Source organism: Streptomyces sp. NPDC041796, from assembly GCF_055590785.1.
Genome location: NZ_JBVJAH010000005.1, coordinates 267,287 through 282,770, shown reverse-complemented (window position 1 = coordinate 282,770; position 15,484 = coordinate 267,287). Strand labels below are relative to the sequence as shown.

Genomic DNA, 15,484 nt, shown 5'->3' with positions numbered 1-15,484 from the left:
CTGCCTCAGCCCCGGGTCAGCTTCTTGTACGTGGCGCGGTGCGGCCGTGCCGCGTCCGGGCCGAGGCGCTCGATCTTGTTCTTCTCGTACGACTCGAAGTTGCCCTCGAACCAGAACCACTTGGAGTCGCCCTCGTACGCCAGGATGTGCGTCGCGACCCGGTCCAGGAACCAGCGGTCGTGGGAGACGACCACGGCCGCGCCCGGGAACTCCAGCAGCGCGTTCTCCAGCGACGACAGGGTCTCGACGTCCAGGTCGTTCGTCGGCTCGTCGAGGAGCAGCAGGTTGCCGCCCTGCTTGAGGGTCAGCGCCAGGTTGAGGCGGTTGCGCTCACCACCGGACAGGACACCGGCCGGCTTCTGCTGGTCCGGGCCCTTGAAGCCGAAGGCGGACACGTACGCCCGCGACGGCATCTCGACCTGACCGACGTTGATGTAGTCGAGCTCGTCGGAGACGACCGCCCACAGCGTCTTCTTCGGGTCGATGTTGGCGCGGCTCTGGTCGACGTAGGAGATCTTGACGGTCTCGCCGACGCGGATCGAGCCGGAGTCCGGCTCCTCCAGGCCCTGGATCATCTTGAACAGCGTGGTCTTGCCCGCGCCGTTCGGGCCGATGACGCCGACGATGCCGTTGCGCGGGAGGCTGAAGCTCAGGTCGTCGATGAGGACCTTGTCACCGAAGGCCTTGTTGAGGTTCTCGACCTCGACGACGACGCTGCCCAGACGCGGGCCCGGCGGGATCTGGATCTCCTCGAAGTCCAGCTTCCGCATCTTGTCCGCCTCGGCGGCCATCTCCTCGTAGCGGGCGAGACGGGCCTTGGACTTGGCCTGGCGTCCCTTGGCGTTGGAGCGGACCCACTCCAGCTCTTCCTTGAGCCGCTTCTGGCGCTTGGCGTCCTTCTGGCCCTCGACCTTCAGGCGCGCGGCCTTGTTCTCCAGGTAGGTGGAGTAGTTGCCCTCGTAGGGGTGGGCGCGGCCGCGGTCGAGCTCCAGGATCCACTCGGCGACGTTGTCGAGGAAGTACCGGTCGTGGGTGATGGCGACGACGGTGCCGGCGTACTTGGCGAGGTGCTGCTCCAGCCACTGGACGGACTCGGCGTCCAGGTGGTTGGTGGGCTCGTCGAGCAGCAGCAGGTCGGGGGCCTCCAGCAGCAGCTTGCAGAGCGCGACGCGGCGCTTCTCACCACCGGAGAGGTTGGTCACGGCCCAGTCGCCGGGCGGGCAGCCCAGGGCGTCCATGGCCTGCTCGAGCTGGGCGTCGAGGTCCCACGCGTTGGCGTGGTCCAGCTCCTCCTGGAGCTTGCCCATTTCCTCCATGAGCGCGTCGGTGTAGTTCGTGGCCATCTCCTCGGCGATGGCGTTGAACCGGTCCAGCTTGCCCTTGATCTCGGCGACGCCGTCCTGGACGTTCTCCAGGACGGTCTTCGACTCGTCCAGCGGCGGCTCCTGCAGCAGGATGCCGACGGTGTACCCGGGCGACAGGAACGCGTCACCGTTGGACGGCTGCTCCAGACCGGCCATGATCTTGAGCACGGTCGACTTACCGGCGCCGTTCGGGCCGACCACACCGATCTTCGCACCGGGCAGGAAGCTCAGCGTCACGTCATCGAGAATGACCTTGTCGCCGTGCGCCTTGCGCGTCTTGCGCATCGTGTAGATGTACTCAGCCAAGAGAAACCGTCCGGCAGTCCGAGAGTGGGCAGATACACCCCATCTTGCCTGACGTCCACCCCGCGAAGGAAACCAGTAGTCCCTCGGGACCCCGACCCCGCCGCCCCGAGCGGCACCCCGGTAGTGAACCGGTCACGTTCCGCGGCCGCTCCGCGGGCGCCTCGCGGTCGCTGTCGGCCGTTCCTCTGTCGCCTCGCGGTCGCTGTGCGGGCGCCTCGCAGGCGCCTCGTTGTCGCCGTCGTTCCGCGGGCGCCTCGCGATCGCTGTGCGGGCGTCTCGCTCGTCGCCGTCGTTCCTCTGTCGCCTCGCGGCGGTTCCACTGGCGCCTCGCGGGCGTTCCGCCGGCGCATGACGGGCCGGGTCCTGTGCCGTGTCCCCGCCGCCTCCCGGCGTGCGATCGGCCGTCGCACGGCGCCAGGGACCGGACCCGGCGACCCGGGGGCCGGGACCCGGTGGCCCGGGCGCCCGGGGCGCCCCGGGCGACAGCAGCTAGACGGGGCCATGCCGCCTCATGGTCCGCACAGTTCGGCCCGACCCGCCGGCGCGCGGGCACGTCCAACGGCGGGGCCCCACCCCGTGCCGCCCCCGTGCCGCCGGGCGGGGGGCGGTCAGTCCTCGGCGCCGGGACCCTTCTTACGGAGGAGGAAGACGGCGGCCCCGCCGATCACCAGCATCGCCAGGGCGATGCCCGCGATCATCGGCGTGGCGCCGGAGGCTCCCGTTTCGGCGAGATCCGGGCCGTCGTCCGTCGCGGCCGGGCCGGCCGAGGTGCCGCCGGCCGAGAGGGGGCTGGGCGCGACGCCGCCCTGCTGGCCGGTCATCGCGACGGCCGTGCTGCCCGTGGTCCGGCAGTCGAGGATGCCCGTGAACGTCTTCCGGAGTCCGCCGGGCCCGGTGATGGTGAAGTCGTAGGTCTGGTCCTCCGCGACCGGGACGGTCACCGTCCGGGACTCACCGGCCTGGACGGTGTGCGTGAGCCCCATGAGCTCGAAGGCGAACGCGGTGTCGCCCTTGTTCGTGGCGGTGACGTCCACGCCGCCCTTGGCGCAGTTCTTCCTGGCCGAGAGCGCCGGGATGGCGCCCGACGTGGCCCATGTGGCGGTGGCGGTGGCGGACACGGTCGACTCGCTGGAGCCGGCCAGGATCTGCGTCTGGCTCTTGGTGACTCCGGCGAAGACCCGGCCGACCGGAACGGACGTGGTGGCCTGCACGGTCAGGTCGGCGGAGCCGTCGGCGGCCTTGGCGGGCACGTCGACGTACAGCAGGCTGCCGTCCGTCGCCGTGGTGACCGGCTTGCCGCCGTGGTCGGTGATCCTGATGCCGCTGGCGGCCGCGTCGGCGGGCGGGGCCACCGTGACCCGGCCGGCGTCGGTGCGCACGGTCACCGGGCCGAGTCTGGTGCCGGCCGGACCGGACACGGCGCTGGGCTCCAGGCTGAGCGACGCCTTGGGCTCCGCGACGTTCTCGGCCTCCTTCTCCAGCCAGTCGGCGAGCTTCTCGGCTGCCGGGTCGAGCGCCTGGACCTGTGCGTTGTCCGAGTACCGCCAGATGGCGACCTGGGTGCCGGCGGCCGCGGTCTGGGCGGTCAGCGGTCCCGTGCCGGCGTCGGCCGCCAGCCCCACCAGGTCGTCGACCTGCGGGTAGGAGTGCTGGAGGATCCACCGGATCCTGCCCGCGTCCTTGTTCCCGCCGAGGGAGGTCTGGTCCCAGGAGGTCTCCAGGTACCGGGCCTTCTCCTGGGTGGGGTTGTGGAGGTCGACGCAGTACGTCTTCAGGGTCCCGCCCCCGTCGACGGTCATCTCGAACAGGCCGGCCGGGATCTCCTGCTTCTCGCCGTCGACGCGGAGCACCGCCTGGTCGAAGGTGGTCAGCCCGTTGAGCGTGGCGGCGGCACCGCCCTCGTGCTGAGGCGCCTCGTCGGCCGCGGCGGAGGACGCCCCGGCTATGAATCCTCCGGCGACCAGACCGGAAGTCACGACCGCGGCGAGGAGACGGGCGGGACGCCTCCTCCACCTCCGTACAGAAAGCCCAGCAAACACAGAATTCCCCTCCGGGCGAGACCTTTGCGCCTGTGGCGCGTGGGGGGAGTGCCTCGCCTGCCGACTCAAGTGCCCCGTGGGTACCCGGGAATCCTAGAGAGGCGGCCATGCACAGTCCCCTGTCATACCGTCAGACAACCATTCCGAATCGGAATCGTTATCCCGAACGCCGTTTCAGCGGGCCCGCGCTCGCCGAATCTCCACATCACCGCGTCACTCGGTGCCCCACTATTGACACACCGTCACGACACCAGCTCCACTTGCCGCTCCACCGCACCACCTCCTCCCCCGTGACCAGTTGCGCCGTGACCGGCTCCACCGTCACCCGTTCCACCGTCACCCGCTCCCCCGTCGGCCGCCGCGCCGTCGCCGGCCCCGCCGTCGGCCGCCTCCCGCACCCCGTCCACCCGGTCCGCCGGGCGGGGCTCCCCCTTCATCACCCTCCTGAACGCGGCCGTCCCGCGCGTCAGGTCGTGGCCCACCGCCGACGCGTCGATGTCGACGAACGTCCTGCGCTGACCGTCCCAGTCCTCCTCCCGCACCCTCAGCCGCCCGTGGACGACCAACGGATCGCCGACCGAGACCGACGCGGCCAGATTCGCGCCCAGCGCCCGCCACGCGCTCACCGTGTAGAAACTCGTGTGGCCGTCGACCCAGCCGGCCTTCTCCCGGTCCCAGCGGCGCGCGGTCGCGGCGAACCGGAATTTCGCCACACCCCCCATCGCGGTGTCGCGGTAGTCGACACTCGTCGCCACATTGCCCACCACGGTCACCATCGTGTCGTTCATGACACCCACCCCTCGCGGTCGTCCTGCTGACTGAGCCCCATGCTGGCCCGCCCGCCGAAAGCCCGCTCGGCCCTGTGGACAAGCCCCCGCCTGTGCACAACTCCACCACCCGCATGGAGGACACCCACCCGGCTGCACCACGCGCCCCCACCGCCCCTGTCGCCCCCGTCGCCCCTGTCGTCCCCACCGGGCGTCACACCCTCCGCAGCTCCACATACCCCGGCTGCCCCGTCGGGCCCGACCGCCCGACATTCGTCCGCACGACCGCTCCGCCAGGGCCCCCGCCCTCCCCGCGCCCGCGCGCCACATGGGCGTACCGCTCACGCACCTCGCGGTACCGCATCAGCTCCGCGGCGATCGGGTCGAGGACCATCGCCCGCCCGCACCCCGCCGCGGCCTCCCGCAGCCGCCGCTCGGTCTCCTGCCCGTACCGCCGGGCGGGCCCCCGGGCCGCCGCCGCGCACGCCCACTCCACCAGCGGCCCTCCGAGGATGCCGGCCAGCATGATCAGGACCGGCGGGACCAGTCCCGGTTCCAGGACGCCGACGATCTGGCCCACCAGCCACAGGGCGCCGTAGAACTGCAACAGCGTCATGGCCGCCTGGGCCAGTACCGCCGCCGGCCACCAGGCCGGCCGGGGCGGCCGCCCGCCGGCCGGCGGGGAGCCCACCGACACGGCCAGCTCGTCGAGCGCCTCCGGCAGCCCACGCGCCCCGCGCACCGCCGCCTCGCGCACCGCCTGCGCCCAGGGCACCGGCAGCCCGTGCGCCGCCTCCTCCGCGACGATCCGCACGGCCTGCTCGACGCGCTGGCGTGCCGTCAGTTCGTCCTCCTCCGCCGCCGTGGCCTTGGCCTCGGCGCCCTCCTCCGCGCCCGCCGCGCTCCCCTGCGTACGGAGCCGCTCGTACCAGCGCCACAGCCGCAGCCACGGTGTCCCGCACGCCCGTCCCGCGTTGCGCCGCCAGTCGCGTTCCGCGGCCTCCCCGGCCGCCCGCGCGCCGACGGCGACGGCGAGCCGGGCCCCGAAGTCCTCGCGGGAACGCTCACCGAGCCCGGGGCGCCCGTCCGCCACGTACACCGGACGCAACCGGGCCGCGGCCGCGTCCACGTCGGCCGACAGACGCCGCTCGGCGGCACCGCGGCCCTGCACGAACGCCCCCAGCAGTTCCCGCAGCTCTCCCACGCCCTCTCCGGTGAGCGCGGACACCGCGAGGACCGTGGCCCCCGGTTCACCGTGCTCACCGAGAGCCATGCCGTCCTCGTCGAGCAGCCGCCGCAGGTCGTCGAGCACCTGGTGGGCGGCATCGCCCGGCAGCCGGTCGACCTGGTTGAGGACCACGAACGTCACCTCGGCGTGCCCCGCGAGCGGCCTCAAGTACCGCTCGTGGAGCGCCGCGTCCGCGTACTTCTCCGGGTCGACGACCCAGATGACCGCGTCCACCAGCGCCAGCACCCGGTCGACCTGCCTGCGGTGGGCGGTGACCGCCGAGTCGTGGTCGGGCAGGTCGATCAGGACCAGGCCCTGCAACGCCTCGTCGCCGATCCCGCCCGCCAGAGGCCGGCGCCGAAGCCGCCCGGGGATGGCGAGCCGGTCCAGGAGTCCGGCCGCGCCCTCGGACCAGGTACAGGCGATGGGGTTGGCCGTGGTGGGCCGGCGGAGGCCGGTCTCCGAGACCGGTACGCCCGCCAGCGCGTTGATCAGCGTCGACTTTCCGCTCCCCGTGGGGCCGGCGATCGCGACGACGGTGTGCTTCGACGACAACCGCTGCCGTGCGGCGGCCTCGTCCAGCACCCGGCCGGCCTCGGCGAGCGTGTCACCGTCCAGCCGGGTCCTGGACAGGCCCACGAGCTCCCGCAGGGCATCCAGTCGCATCCGGAGGGTCCCGGCGTACGCCTCACCGATCGGCATGTGCGGCTCGTCCGGCAGGGGTCCGCCGTCGTCGGCGGCCTGTTCCTGCACCCGGCGGGCGATCAGCCCGTCGTCCCAGCGTTCGTCAACGGCGCTCACCGCCGTCACCTCTCCTTCTGCAGTCGGGACAGCGCGGCGATGAGCTCGGCCTGTGGTTCCGGGGTCACGTCGAGGGCCCGGAGCGGCTGGAGCCGCCTGGTCCGCTCCTCGTCCAGGACGCGGTCGATGTACGTGGTGACCAGTTCGCCGCCCCGGTCGCGCAGCCGCAGGGCGCCCTGGGCGCCCAGCAGCTCGGCGAGCCGCTCCCCGGCGCTGCGTGCCCTGCGCCCGCCGAGCAGCGCGGCCGCGAGGAGCGCCGCCGCCGTCTCGGCGTCCGGGGCGGAGGCCCGGTCCATCCGCCGGACCTCGTCCTCGGCCAGCTCCTCCAGGACGCGCCGCCAGCGCCGTACGGCCATGCCGATGCGCTCGCCGGTCTCCCGGTCGGGCCCGGCCGACGGCCCGTCCCAGGCGTCCAGTGCCCGGGCGGCCGGTTCGCGCCGCCACGATTCCCGTACGTGTTCGTAGGCGGCGGCGACCGCGCACTGCAGGAGGGCGGTGAGGGACTCGGCGAGGGAGTCGAGCAGTTCGGTGGCCGAGCAGTCACGGGGGTAGCCGCGCCAGCGGGTGCGGGCGTCACCGGCGAGTACGGCGCCGCGCCGCAGTTCACGGCGCACCCGTTCGCCCTCGTGCTCGTACGCGATCTGGACGGCTCCGGTGAGGCGCACGGCCGCGGCGTACTGCGCGGCGACGGCCCCGGCCAGCTCCGGCATCCGTGCGTTCAGCGAGTCGATCACCCCGCCGGCCGTGCGCCCGACGGTCTGCTGCCGGGCCGCGGGGTCCTGGGCGCGGTGGGCGAGCCAGGCGCGCAGCGGGGCGACGGCGGTGTCGGGGAGGAGCCCGCTGCCGCCACCGGCGGACTCGGGCAGTTCGGGGATGGTGAACCGGGGTACCTCGCCCAGCCCGGCGCGGGCGAGGAGCGCCTCGTACTGCCGCGACACCTCGTTGATCACTTGGTGCGGCACCCGGTCCAGGACGGTGACGAGCGTGGCGTCGTACTCCTTGGCGGTGCGCAGCAGGTGCCAGGGCACGGCGTCGGCGTACCGGGAGGCGGTGGTCACCATCACCCACACGTCGGCGGCGCAGATCAGTTCGGCGGCCAGCTCGCGGCTCTCCACGACGAGCGAGTCGATGTCCGGGGCGTCGAGCAGGGCCAGCCCGCGCGGGACGGTGTCGGCGGTCTCGACCCGCAGGGCCCGCTCCTCGCCGGTGTCCCCGTCCGCCTCCCCGTCGTGGGGCGTCCACACCCGGGTGAGCTGCGGCAGCACCCGCATCCCGGCGAACCAGTGGTGATCGTCGGGGTGGCAGACGAGGACGGGCGTCCGCGTGGTGGGCCTGAGCACCCCCGCCTCGCTGACCCGCCGCCCGACGAGCGAGTTGACGAGGGTCGACTTCCCGGCCCCGGTGGACCCGCCGACGACGGCGAGCAGCGGAGCTTCGGGCTCCTTGAGGCGGGGCACCAGATAGTCGTCGAGCTGCGCGAGCAACTCGGCCCGCGTCTGCCGCGCCCGTGGCGCACCCGGAAGGGGGAGTGGGAGACGCACGGCAGCGACACGGTCGCGCAGGGCGGAGAGTGCGTCGATGAGCTGAGGCCGTACGTCCAAGGTCACCACATGCGAAGAATGCCCAATTTCATGACCTTTTTGAAGCGTATGGCGCTCTCTGCGCGCCGATCGGACACAAGGGATAGACGGGATGAGTGGGGCGCAGGCATAACGAGTACACAACACCCGAGGCGTGAGACGTGAAAAGCGCTGCAGGAATCGCACCTGCCTGCGATTATCGGTTCGCTTCACCGAACCTCCACATCGTGCCACGCAGGCGAAGCGACCGGGTCAAGGCGATCGGAGCCCTATCCTTGTCCCCGGCAAGGTCACGGACCACCCAGCAGGGGCTCCAGGCCACAAGGCCACCACCGGCCCCCGTAGCTCAGTGGATAGAGCAGGCGCCTTCTAAGCGCTTGGCCGCAGGTTCGAGTCCTGCCGGGGGCGCCAACCGGCCGTCCGACCTGCCTCACGCCCGCCACCCACCACCACGCCGCCCGCCCGGCCGGCCCGTGGCGCCCGGGCGCGCTCCACTTCCCTCGCAGCCCCACCCACCCCTCCGCCGCCCCGGAGCGGCCTCCCACGTCCGGCACGGACGGCACGGACGGTGCGGGACGGTACGGGACGGCCGTCCCGCCAAGTAGACGCACGGACATCGGGCCGCCTGAACGTCAACGGGATACGGCGCGGGAGCCAGTGCCACCACATCACGAAACGGGTCGGTTCATGACGGAGCAGCAGGGCGAGACCCCGGAATCGGCGCAGCGGACACGACGGCGCCGGGAGGGAATCGCCGCGTTCCTGGTGGGTCTTGTGGCCGCGCTCGCGTTCTTCGCCTTCTTCCCCGGACTGCCGCACGTCATCGACTGGGGAGCCATTCTCGCCTCGCTGGCCGCCGGCGGGCTCGCCCGGTGGATCCGGCGGTCCTGGAGGGCGAAGACGGCGGTGAAGAGCACCTCGCGCGTGTGACCGTCGGCCGCCATGGGGCCGGCCGGCGCTCTCCGGCAAGGCCGGTGCCCGGGGGCGATGCGGCGGGGCGCCCAGGTGGCTGGGGTCAGCGGGGGTCGGCCGTGTCGTAGGTGTGCCGGGCCTGTTCGACGGCGGGCAGGTGGGTGGTGGCCCATTCGGCGAGGTGGGCGAAGAGCGGGGCGAGGCTGCGGCCGAGGGGGCTGATCTCGTACTCGACCCGGGGCGGGACCTCCGGGTGGTAGGTGCGGGTGATCAGGCCGTCGCGTTCGAGTTGGCGCAGGCGCTGGGTGAGGACCTTGGGGGTGATCCGGGAGACGCGGCGTTCCAGTTCGACGAAGCGCTGCCGGCCGTAGGTGTGGAGGGTCCAGAGGATCGGTGTGGTCCAGCGGCTGAACACGATGTCCACGACCGGGCTTATGGGGCAGGCGAGTTCCGGGTCGGTGGGGGTGTCGGTGCTCGTCATGCGCTTCCCTCCGCCACAGTCACTTTCCTCTAGGTACCTACTATACCGGCGGTGTTAGCGTCCCCGCGTCGGCAACGAGTCGGCAACCACGCACATGCACAGGGGAGTTCATGGTGTTCGTAGTGACAGGGGCGACCGGCAACGTCGGCCGGTCGGTGGTGCGGTTCCTCGCGGCAGCCGAAGACACGGTCGTCGCGACGTCCCGGGGCGTTGCGGAGGCCGACGTACCGGAAGGTGTCCGGACCAAGCGGGCGGACCTGGTCGATGCCGAGAGCCTGCGGCCGGTGTTCGAGGGAGCCGACGCGCTGTTCCTGCAGAACGGCGGGCCCAGCATGCACATGCTGCAGCCCCGGGAGATCGTCGCCGCCGCCGAAGCCGGTGGCGTACGGAGGGTCGTGCTGCTGTCCTCGCAAGGCGTCACCACACGGCCGGAGTCGGCTTCCCACGGGGACACCGCCCGGTCCATCGAGGACGCCGTCCGGCGGTCGGGCATGGAGTGGACGATCCTGCGTCCCGGCGGCTTCCACTCCAACGCGTACGCCTGGGCCGACTCGGTCCGCTCCCGACGACTGATCGCCGCCCCGTTCGCCGACACCGGCGTGCCCGCCGTCGACCCGGACGACATCGCCGAGGTCGCCACGGCGGCCCTGCGCGAGGACGGCCACGCCGGGCGTGCCTACGAACTGACCGGGCCGGCCCTGAGCACGCCCCGGCAGCGGGCCGAGGCCATCGGCCAGGCGCTCGGAGAGCCGGTCGGCTTCGTCGAGCAGACCCGCGAGGAGGCCCGCGCGGAGATGCTGCGCTTCATGCCCGAGCCCGTCGTCGAGACCACGCTCGACATCCTCGGTGCACCCACCCCCGCCGAGCAGCGCATCAGCCCCGACGTCGAGCGGGTGCTCGGTCGTGCGCCCCGCACCTTCGCCGACTGGGCCGAGCGTCATGTCGCCGCCTTCCGGTAGCCCCCGCCCGCCCGCACAGGCCCACCGGTGAAACGGTGACCTCTCCGCCGGATGGCCGCGGGGTCGCGCCCGAACCACGGGCCTCCGCACGGCAGTTGGTGTGGCCACAACCTGCCGTGCACGAGCGACCGGCGGCCGGGTGGCGTATGGTCGCCACGGGGACGATCGACCGCGTCACGGGAGTGTCAGGCGGCATGCTGGACGACGTCGGTGCCGCGGCCCAGGGGTGCGGCGTGGGGTACGGGCAGCCCGGCCGCTGGTCCGGCAGGGCCGTTCCCGGCCGGAGGCGTGCCGGATGCCGGTGCCGTGCCGCCGTGCCGTCCTTCCTTTTCCCGCGTGGCTCCCGGAGGTACAGGTGTCGTTGCTCGCCATCAGCGATCTGCATGTGCGGCATGCGGACAACCGCGGCATCGTCGAAGGTCTGCGGCCGAGGACGGACGACGACTGGCTGCTCGTAGCCGGTGACGTCGGCGAGCTGACCAAGGACATCGACTGGGCGCTGTCCCTGCTGCGCGACCGCTTCCGCACCGTGGTGTGGGCGCCGGGGAACCACGAGCTGTGGACCGTGGGCACCGATCCCGTGCAGGAGCGTGGCGTACGGCGGTACGAGCACCTGGTCGAGCTGTGCCGGGGACTCGGGGTCATCACACCGGAGGACCCGTACCCCGTCTGGGAGGGGCCGGACGGGCCGGTCGTCGTGGCGCCCCTGTTCGTGGGGTACGACTACACGTTCCGCCCCGCGGGGACGGTGACCGAGGAGGAGGCCCTGGCCGTGGCGCACCGGGCGGGCGTCGTGTGCACGGACGAGTTCCTGCTGCACCCCGACCCGTACGCCGGTCGCGGCGACTGGTGCCGGGAGCGGGTGAGGATCACCGAGGAGCGGCTGGCGGCCATCGACCCCGCTCTGCCCACCGTCCTCGTCAACCACTATCCGCTGGTGCGCGACCCCACGTACATCCTGCGCCACCCCGAGTTCGCGCTGTGGTGCGGCACGGAGGCCACCGCCGACTGGCACCGCCGCTTCCGGGCCAAGGCCGTCGTCTACGGGCACCTGCACATCCCGCGCACCACCTGGCACGACGGGGTGCCCTTCCGTGAGGTCTCCGTCGGCTACCCGCGCGAGTGGCGGCCCCGGCCGGTCCGGCCGGACCTGTCCGTGGTGCTCCCCGGACGGGACTGACGCCCGCACGTACTACCGGACCGGCTCCCCGTAGAGCACCAGGTTCTGGGCGTACGCGTGCGCGTCGGGGTCGAAGTCACCGGTGCAGGTGACCAGGGCCAGCCGGGCGGCGCCACGGGGTGTGAACAGGTCCGGTGGCAGGGCCTTCTTGGCATGGGTGCGGCGAGCGACGATCTTGTAGGTGTGGCGTGTGCCGTCCGCCGTGGTGACGTGGGCGCGGGTGCCCATGGGCACGTCGTGCAGGACCTCGAAGGGACCCGCGCCCTCGGCGGCCGAGTCGAGGTGGCCGGCCAGCAGGACGGTGCCGCGCGCGGCGCCGGGCGACGCGCCGAGAGCCCACCAGCCCAGCCGGGCGGGGGAGGCGGGCACGGCCATGACCCCTGCCGCGTCGGCGGTGACCGGGTCCACGGGTGTGGGGCGCAGGTGGCCGGGGATGCCGAGGGACACGGGCGGGGAGTACGCCGGCACCCTTCCGGCCGCCGGCGCCCTGCCCGACGCTGCCGGAGGCGCGGCGGCCGAACCGGGCAGGGTGCCCGCGTCCGGCGCCCCGGCGGGAGCCGGGAAGAAGGGGAAGAGGCACGCGACGGCCGCCGTGGCGACCGCCGCGATCCCGGTCCTGACCAGTGCGCGGTCCGGACCGGGCTCAGCACGCGGCCACGCGCCCACCGGTGTCAGCGGTTGTCGTTGCGGCGCATGCGGGAGGCGGCCCAGAAGGCTCCCCCGGCCACCAGGATGCCGCCGACCGCCACCGCGGGCACGGCGAGCGCGACGGGGACATCGGCCGCCAGGGACGACGCCACCTGGCCTCCGTTGCCGGCGTGGATGGCCTTCGGTGCCGCGGCGGCGTGGCACTCACCCCCGCGCACCATGTCCAGGTGCATGGCGACGACCGGACGGGCGGCCTTGGCCGAAGCGGTCACCTCGGCGTTCTTGCCGTGGGCGATCTGGTTGTCGATCCGCGCCAGGGTCTTCTCGTGGGCGGCGGCCTGGGCATCGAGCCAGGCCTTGTCGTAGGCCTTGGTGCCCGCCTTGGCCATGATGGCGGCGAGCATGTCCTGCTGTTCCTTCGAGGGTGCGACGGGAAGGTCGACGCCCTGCTTGTCGGCGAGGGCCCTGGTGTCCGCGTCGAGCTTGGTGTGGTCGCGGACGAGCACCTTGCCCACGTGCTTCACACAGGCGGTGGTGGCGTTCTTCTGGGCGTCCTTCCCCGCCGCGATCTCGGTCAGGTTGCCCTGGTGGGAGGCGCGGAGGAACGCCGCGTCGGTGGCGAGGCCGGGGCCGTCGGCGGACGCCGTGGCGAAGGCCGGACCGGCGGCTATGCCGGTCAGGGCGAGGCAGGTGAAGGCCGTGGCGGCCCAGCGGTGGGTGCGGGTCACGATTCGTCGTCCGTTTCTCGTCGGTCGGTGGCGTGACCCTCACGTCGCAGGGTCACCTCACCATCCGGACACGGACCGGTACCGCCCGCCACCGGCCCTACTGCAAACGGCGCACGCCCGGTCAGGCGAGCGAGGCGGCGACCAGCAGGGAGAAGGACGCCGTGATCAGCAGCGTACGAACCAGGTGCAGGCGGTTCCAGCGGGACTCGAACGCCTCTCGCACGGGTCCGGGTTCGCTGCCCTCGGACGCGGCGAGCGCGTTGTTGAGCGGGATGTTCCCGGCCATGGTGACCAGGTGATTGAGCACGGCGCAGACCAGCCCGGCGACGATCAGCCACCGCCCGCCGTCCGACCGGCCCCCGACCGGAACGGCGAGGGCCAGGGCCGGGAAGACCACCACGCCCGCGAAGACGGTGAGGAAGACCGCGCGGGGGACGTACTCGTTGACCCGCCGCATGGCCGTCACGAACTGCTCGTCCGTCAGCCTGGCCAGCGCGGGCATGATGCCGGTCAGGAAGATCAGCATGAAACCCGCGTACAGACCGGTGGAGACGATCGCGAGGGCGAGCAGCAGCGACGGCATGCGGTCATCATGGCAGCCGCTCCCGCCCCGTGTGAGTCCTTGGGGATCTTCCTCGTGAACCTGTCCCCGGAGCGGTTCCCGGACCGCTCCCCGGACCGGACAAACCGGGGAGCGGCCGGACGGACCGGACCCGGTACCGGACGGACCGGACCCGGACGGACCGGGCGCCGCTCCGTCCCTGAGCCGGCTCAGTCCCGGAGGCGGTTCGCCCGGCGGATCGACTCGGCCAGCTCCGTCACCACCGCGGACTCGGTGGTACGGGCCAGCTCGCCCGCCCGCTCGGCGAGTTCCCCCCGGGTGGGCGCGCCCGGCAGCTCACCGCCGCGCAGCGAGTCGGCGAAGTACGCGGCCACGGCGGCGACCCGGAGGCCCGGCTTGGTGCCCTTGTCCCACAGGCCGGCCCCCAGGGCACCCGACTCCAGCGAGCCGGACCGCTCGTGCGGGGCACGCGAGGCCGGGTCGAGCCACCGGACGGTCGCGGTGGCCAGGTGGCCGCTCCGGCCGAGGGCGCCGGGCCGGGTCTTCACGGCGTACAGCGCGGTCACCTGGTGACCGGGGCCGACCTCGCCGCCGTCCACCCGGTCGTCGCGGAAGTCCTCGTCGGCGACCTCCCGGTTCTCGTACCCGATGAGCCGGAACGTCTCCACCGTCTTCGGGTCGAACGCCACCTGCGCCTTGGCGTCCCGGGCGCGGAGCTCGACGTGGGCGGGCAGTTGGTCGACGAAGACCTTGCGGGCCTGCTCGGAGGTGGAGACGTACGTGGTGTGGCCGTCGCCCTTGTCGGCGAGCTGCTCCATGAGCGCGTCGCCGTAGTCGCTGCCCACGCCGACGCCGAAGAGGGTGATGCCGTACTCGCGGCGCTCGTCGTCGATGCGGTCCAGGATGGCCTCCGCCTCGGTCTCGCCGGTGTTGGCGAGCGCGTCGGACAGCAGGACGACCCGGTTGGTGGCGCCCTTGCGGTGGCCTTCGACGGCGGTGTCGTAGCCGGTGGTCACGCCTGCCTCGACATTGGTGGAGGAGGTGGTCTCCAGTCCGTCGACGACGTCGTGGACGCGGTCGCGGTTGCCTTCGACACGGGTCATGGGCAGCCGGACCTCGGCCTCGTCGCTGAAGGTGACCAGGGCGATCGAGTCGTCGTCGCGCAGCTGGTCGGTGAGGACGCCCAGGGACTCCTTGACGAGGTCGAGGCGGCCCGGTTCGCCCATCGAGCCGGAGATGTCGACGACGAACGTGAGGGCGGCGGGCGGGCGTTCGCCGTGCCGGTCGGAGGGGCGGGTGGCCAGTCCGACGCGTACGAGCGACCAGTCGTCGGCCCGGGTGCGGGCGCCGTCGACGGTCACGGTGAAGCCGTTGCCCCCGGGCTTCGGGTAGTCCTGGCGGAAGCTGTTGACGAACTCCTCGGGGCGCACGGTGTCCGCCGCGGGCAGCCGGCCCTCGGCGAGGGTGCGGCGTGCGTAGCCGTACGAGGCGGTGTCGACGTCCAGTGCGAAGGTGGACAGGTAGTCGGCGGGCGGGGCCTCGCGCGCCTTGTCGTCCCCGGTGCCGCTCCCCGTGCCGTCGGCGCCGGGGCGTTGTTCGCCGTCCCGCGCGCCGGGCGCCGGGGCGGGGGCGCCGGGCGCGGGCATGCCGGGTGCGCGCTTGCCGTCGTCGGCGGCGGAGGTGCGGTCGGTTCCGGTGCCACCGGAGCAGCCCGCGAGGAGCAGGCCGGCGGCGAGCGCCGCAGCGAGCGCGGCCCGGCGCGCCCTGCCGCCGGTCCTCCATCGATACGTCTCCACTCGAACCCCCCATGTTCGGTCCGCGTCCCGCATGTCCACGCGGAGTGTCGGCACTGGTGAATGTGACGTTCGAAAGCCTCCGGAGGAGCAGACGAAGCTGTTGCGGATGTGTCTCAATGCGGCAACGCCCAGC

13 protein-coding genes and 1 tRNA gene are annotated in these 15,484 nt (G+C 72.9%); 4 read left to right on the top strand and 10 right to left on the bottom strand.

Annotation, left to right across the window (positions count from 1 at the left end):
• Nucleotides 1–5 precede the first annotated feature (5 nt).
• The 5 genes from ettA to ACZ6C1_RS12135 form a co-directional block, all read right to left on the bottom strand.
• Complete coding sequence (ettA, locus tag ACZ6C1_RS12155) at nt 6–1,670, bottom strand: energy-dependent translational throttle protein EttA (protein ID WP_469240170.1); 1,665 nt, start codon at nt 1,668–1,670, stop codon at nt 6–8.
• Nucleotides 1,671–2,278: 608 nt separating this feature from the next.
• Nucleotides 2,279–3,709 (bottom strand): Cys-Gln thioester bond-forming surface protein, encoded by a 1,431-nt coding sequence (locus ACZ6C1_RS12150; RefSeq protein ID WP_469240169.1) that lies wholly within the window; start codon nt 3,707–3,709, stop codon nt 2,279–2,281.
• Between the two features lie 242 nt (nt 3,710–3,951).
• Nucleotides 3,952–4,497 carry a single-stranded DNA-binding protein gene (locus ACZ6C1_RS12145; protein ID WP_469240168.1) on the bottom strand — a complete coding sequence of 182 codons (546 nt, stop codon included), beginning with the start codon at nt 4,495–4,497 and terminating at the stop codon, nt 3,952–3,954.
• A gap of 193 nt (nt 4,498–4,690) precedes the next feature.
• Complete coding sequence (locus ACZ6C1_RS12140; RefSeq protein WP_469240167.1) at nt 4,691–6,514, bottom strand: YfjP family GTPase; 1,824 nt, start codon at nt 6,512–6,514, stop codon at nt 4,691–4,693.
• Nucleotides 6,511–8,106, bottom strand: a complete 1,596-nt coding sequence (locus ACZ6C1_RS12135) for a dynamin family protein (protein ID WP_469240372.1) — start codon at nt 8,104–8,106, stop codon at nt 6,511–6,513. Before ACZ6C1_RS12135 ends, ACZ6C1_RS12140 begins: the two co-directional genes overlap by 4 nt.
• A gap of 314 nt (nt 8,107–8,420) precedes the next feature.
• On the opposite strand from ACZ6C1_RS12135, the gene ACZ6C1_RS12130 reads away from it, so the two are divergent.
• Nucleotides 8,421–8,496 (top strand) — tRNA-Arg (locus ACZ6C1_RS12130).
• Between the two features lie 276 nt (nt 8,497–8,772).
• Nucleotides 8,773–9,015, top strand: coding sequence for a hypothetical protein (locus ACZ6C1_RS12125; protein ID WP_469240166.1), 243 nt, complete (start codon nt 8,773–8,775; stop codon nt 9,013–9,015).
• An 85-nt stretch (nt 9,016–9,100) separates the two neighbouring features.
• On the opposite strand, the gene ACZ6C1_RS12120 is transcribed toward ACZ6C1_RS12125, so the two are convergent.
• Complete coding sequence (locus ACZ6C1_RS12120) at nt 9,101–9,478, bottom strand: winged helix-turn-helix transcriptional regulator (protein WP_469240165.1); 378 nt, start codon at nt 9,476–9,478, stop codon at nt 9,101–9,103.
• Nucleotides 9,479–9,591: 113 nt separating this feature from the next.
• Between ACZ6C1_RS12120 and ACZ6C1_RS12115 the strand changes: the two genes are divergently transcribed.
• Both ACZ6C1_RS12115 and ACZ6C1_RS12110 read left to right on the top strand, forming a co-directional pair.
• Complete coding sequence (locus tag ACZ6C1_RS12115) at nt 9,592–10,437, top strand: NAD(P)H-binding protein (protein WP_469240370.1); 846 nt, start codon at nt 9,592–9,594, stop codon at nt 10,435–10,437.
• Nucleotides 10,438–10,792: 355 nt separating this feature from the next.
• A complete protein-coding gene (locus ACZ6C1_RS12110; protein ID WP_469240164.1) occupies nt 10,793–11,617 on the top strand; it encodes a metallophosphoesterase family protein in 825 nt (274 codons plus the stop codon).
• A 12-nt stretch (nt 11,618–11,629) separates the two neighbouring features.
• On the opposite strand, the gene ACZ6C1_RS12105 is transcribed toward ACZ6C1_RS12110, so the two are convergent.
• The 4 genes from ACZ6C1_RS12105 to ACZ6C1_RS12090 form a co-directional block, all read right to left on the bottom strand.
• Nucleotides 11,630–12,283, bottom strand: coding sequence for a class F sortase (locus tag ACZ6C1_RS12105; protein ID WP_469240163.1), 654 nt, complete (start codon nt 12,281–12,283; stop codon nt 11,630–11,632).
• A 5-nt stretch (nt 12,284–12,288) separates the two neighbouring features.
• Nucleotides 12,289–12,993 carry a DUF4142 domain-containing protein gene (locus ACZ6C1_RS12100; protein ID WP_469240162.1) on the bottom strand — a complete coding sequence of 235 codons (705 nt, stop codon included), beginning with the start codon at nt 12,991–12,993 and terminating at the stop codon, nt 12,289–12,291.
• A gap of 121 nt (nt 12,994–13,114) precedes the next feature.
• Entirely contained in the window at nt 13,115–13,576 is a 462-nt protein-coding gene (locus ACZ6C1_RS12095; protein ID WP_469240161.1) for an anthrone oxygenase family protein, read from the bottom strand.
• 188 nt (nt 13,577–13,764) lie between these two features.
• Nucleotides 13,765–15,384 carry a vWA domain-containing protein gene (locus ACZ6C1_RS12090; protein ID WP_469240368.1) on the bottom strand — a complete coding sequence of 540 codons (1,620 nt, stop codon included), beginning with the start codon at nt 15,382–15,384 and terminating at the stop codon, nt 13,765–13,767.
• Between the last annotated feature and the right edge of the window lie 100 nt (nt 15,385–15,484).

Coding starts and splice junctions, on each gene's coding strand:
- ACZ6C1_RS12120 (WP_469240165.1), bottom strand. CDS start 9,478: ATGACGAGCACCGACACCCCCACCGACCCGGAACTCGCCTGCCCCATA.
- ACZ6C1_RS12145 (WP_469240168.1), bottom strand. CDS start 4,497: ATGAACGACACGATGGTGACCGTGGTGGGCAATGTGGCGACGAGTGTC.
- ACZ6C1_RS12095 (WP_469240161.1), bottom strand. CDS start 13,576: ATGCCGTCGCTGCTGCTCGCCCTCGCGATCGTCTCCACCGGTCTGTAC.
- ACZ6C1_RS12090 (WP_469240368.1), bottom strand. CDS start 15,384: ATGCGGGACGCGGACCGAACATGGGGGGTTCGAGTGGAGACGTATCGA.
- ACZ6C1_RS12125 (WP_469240166.1), top strand. CDS start 8,773: ATGACGGAGCAGCAGGGCGAGACCCCGGAATCGGCGCAGCGGACACGA.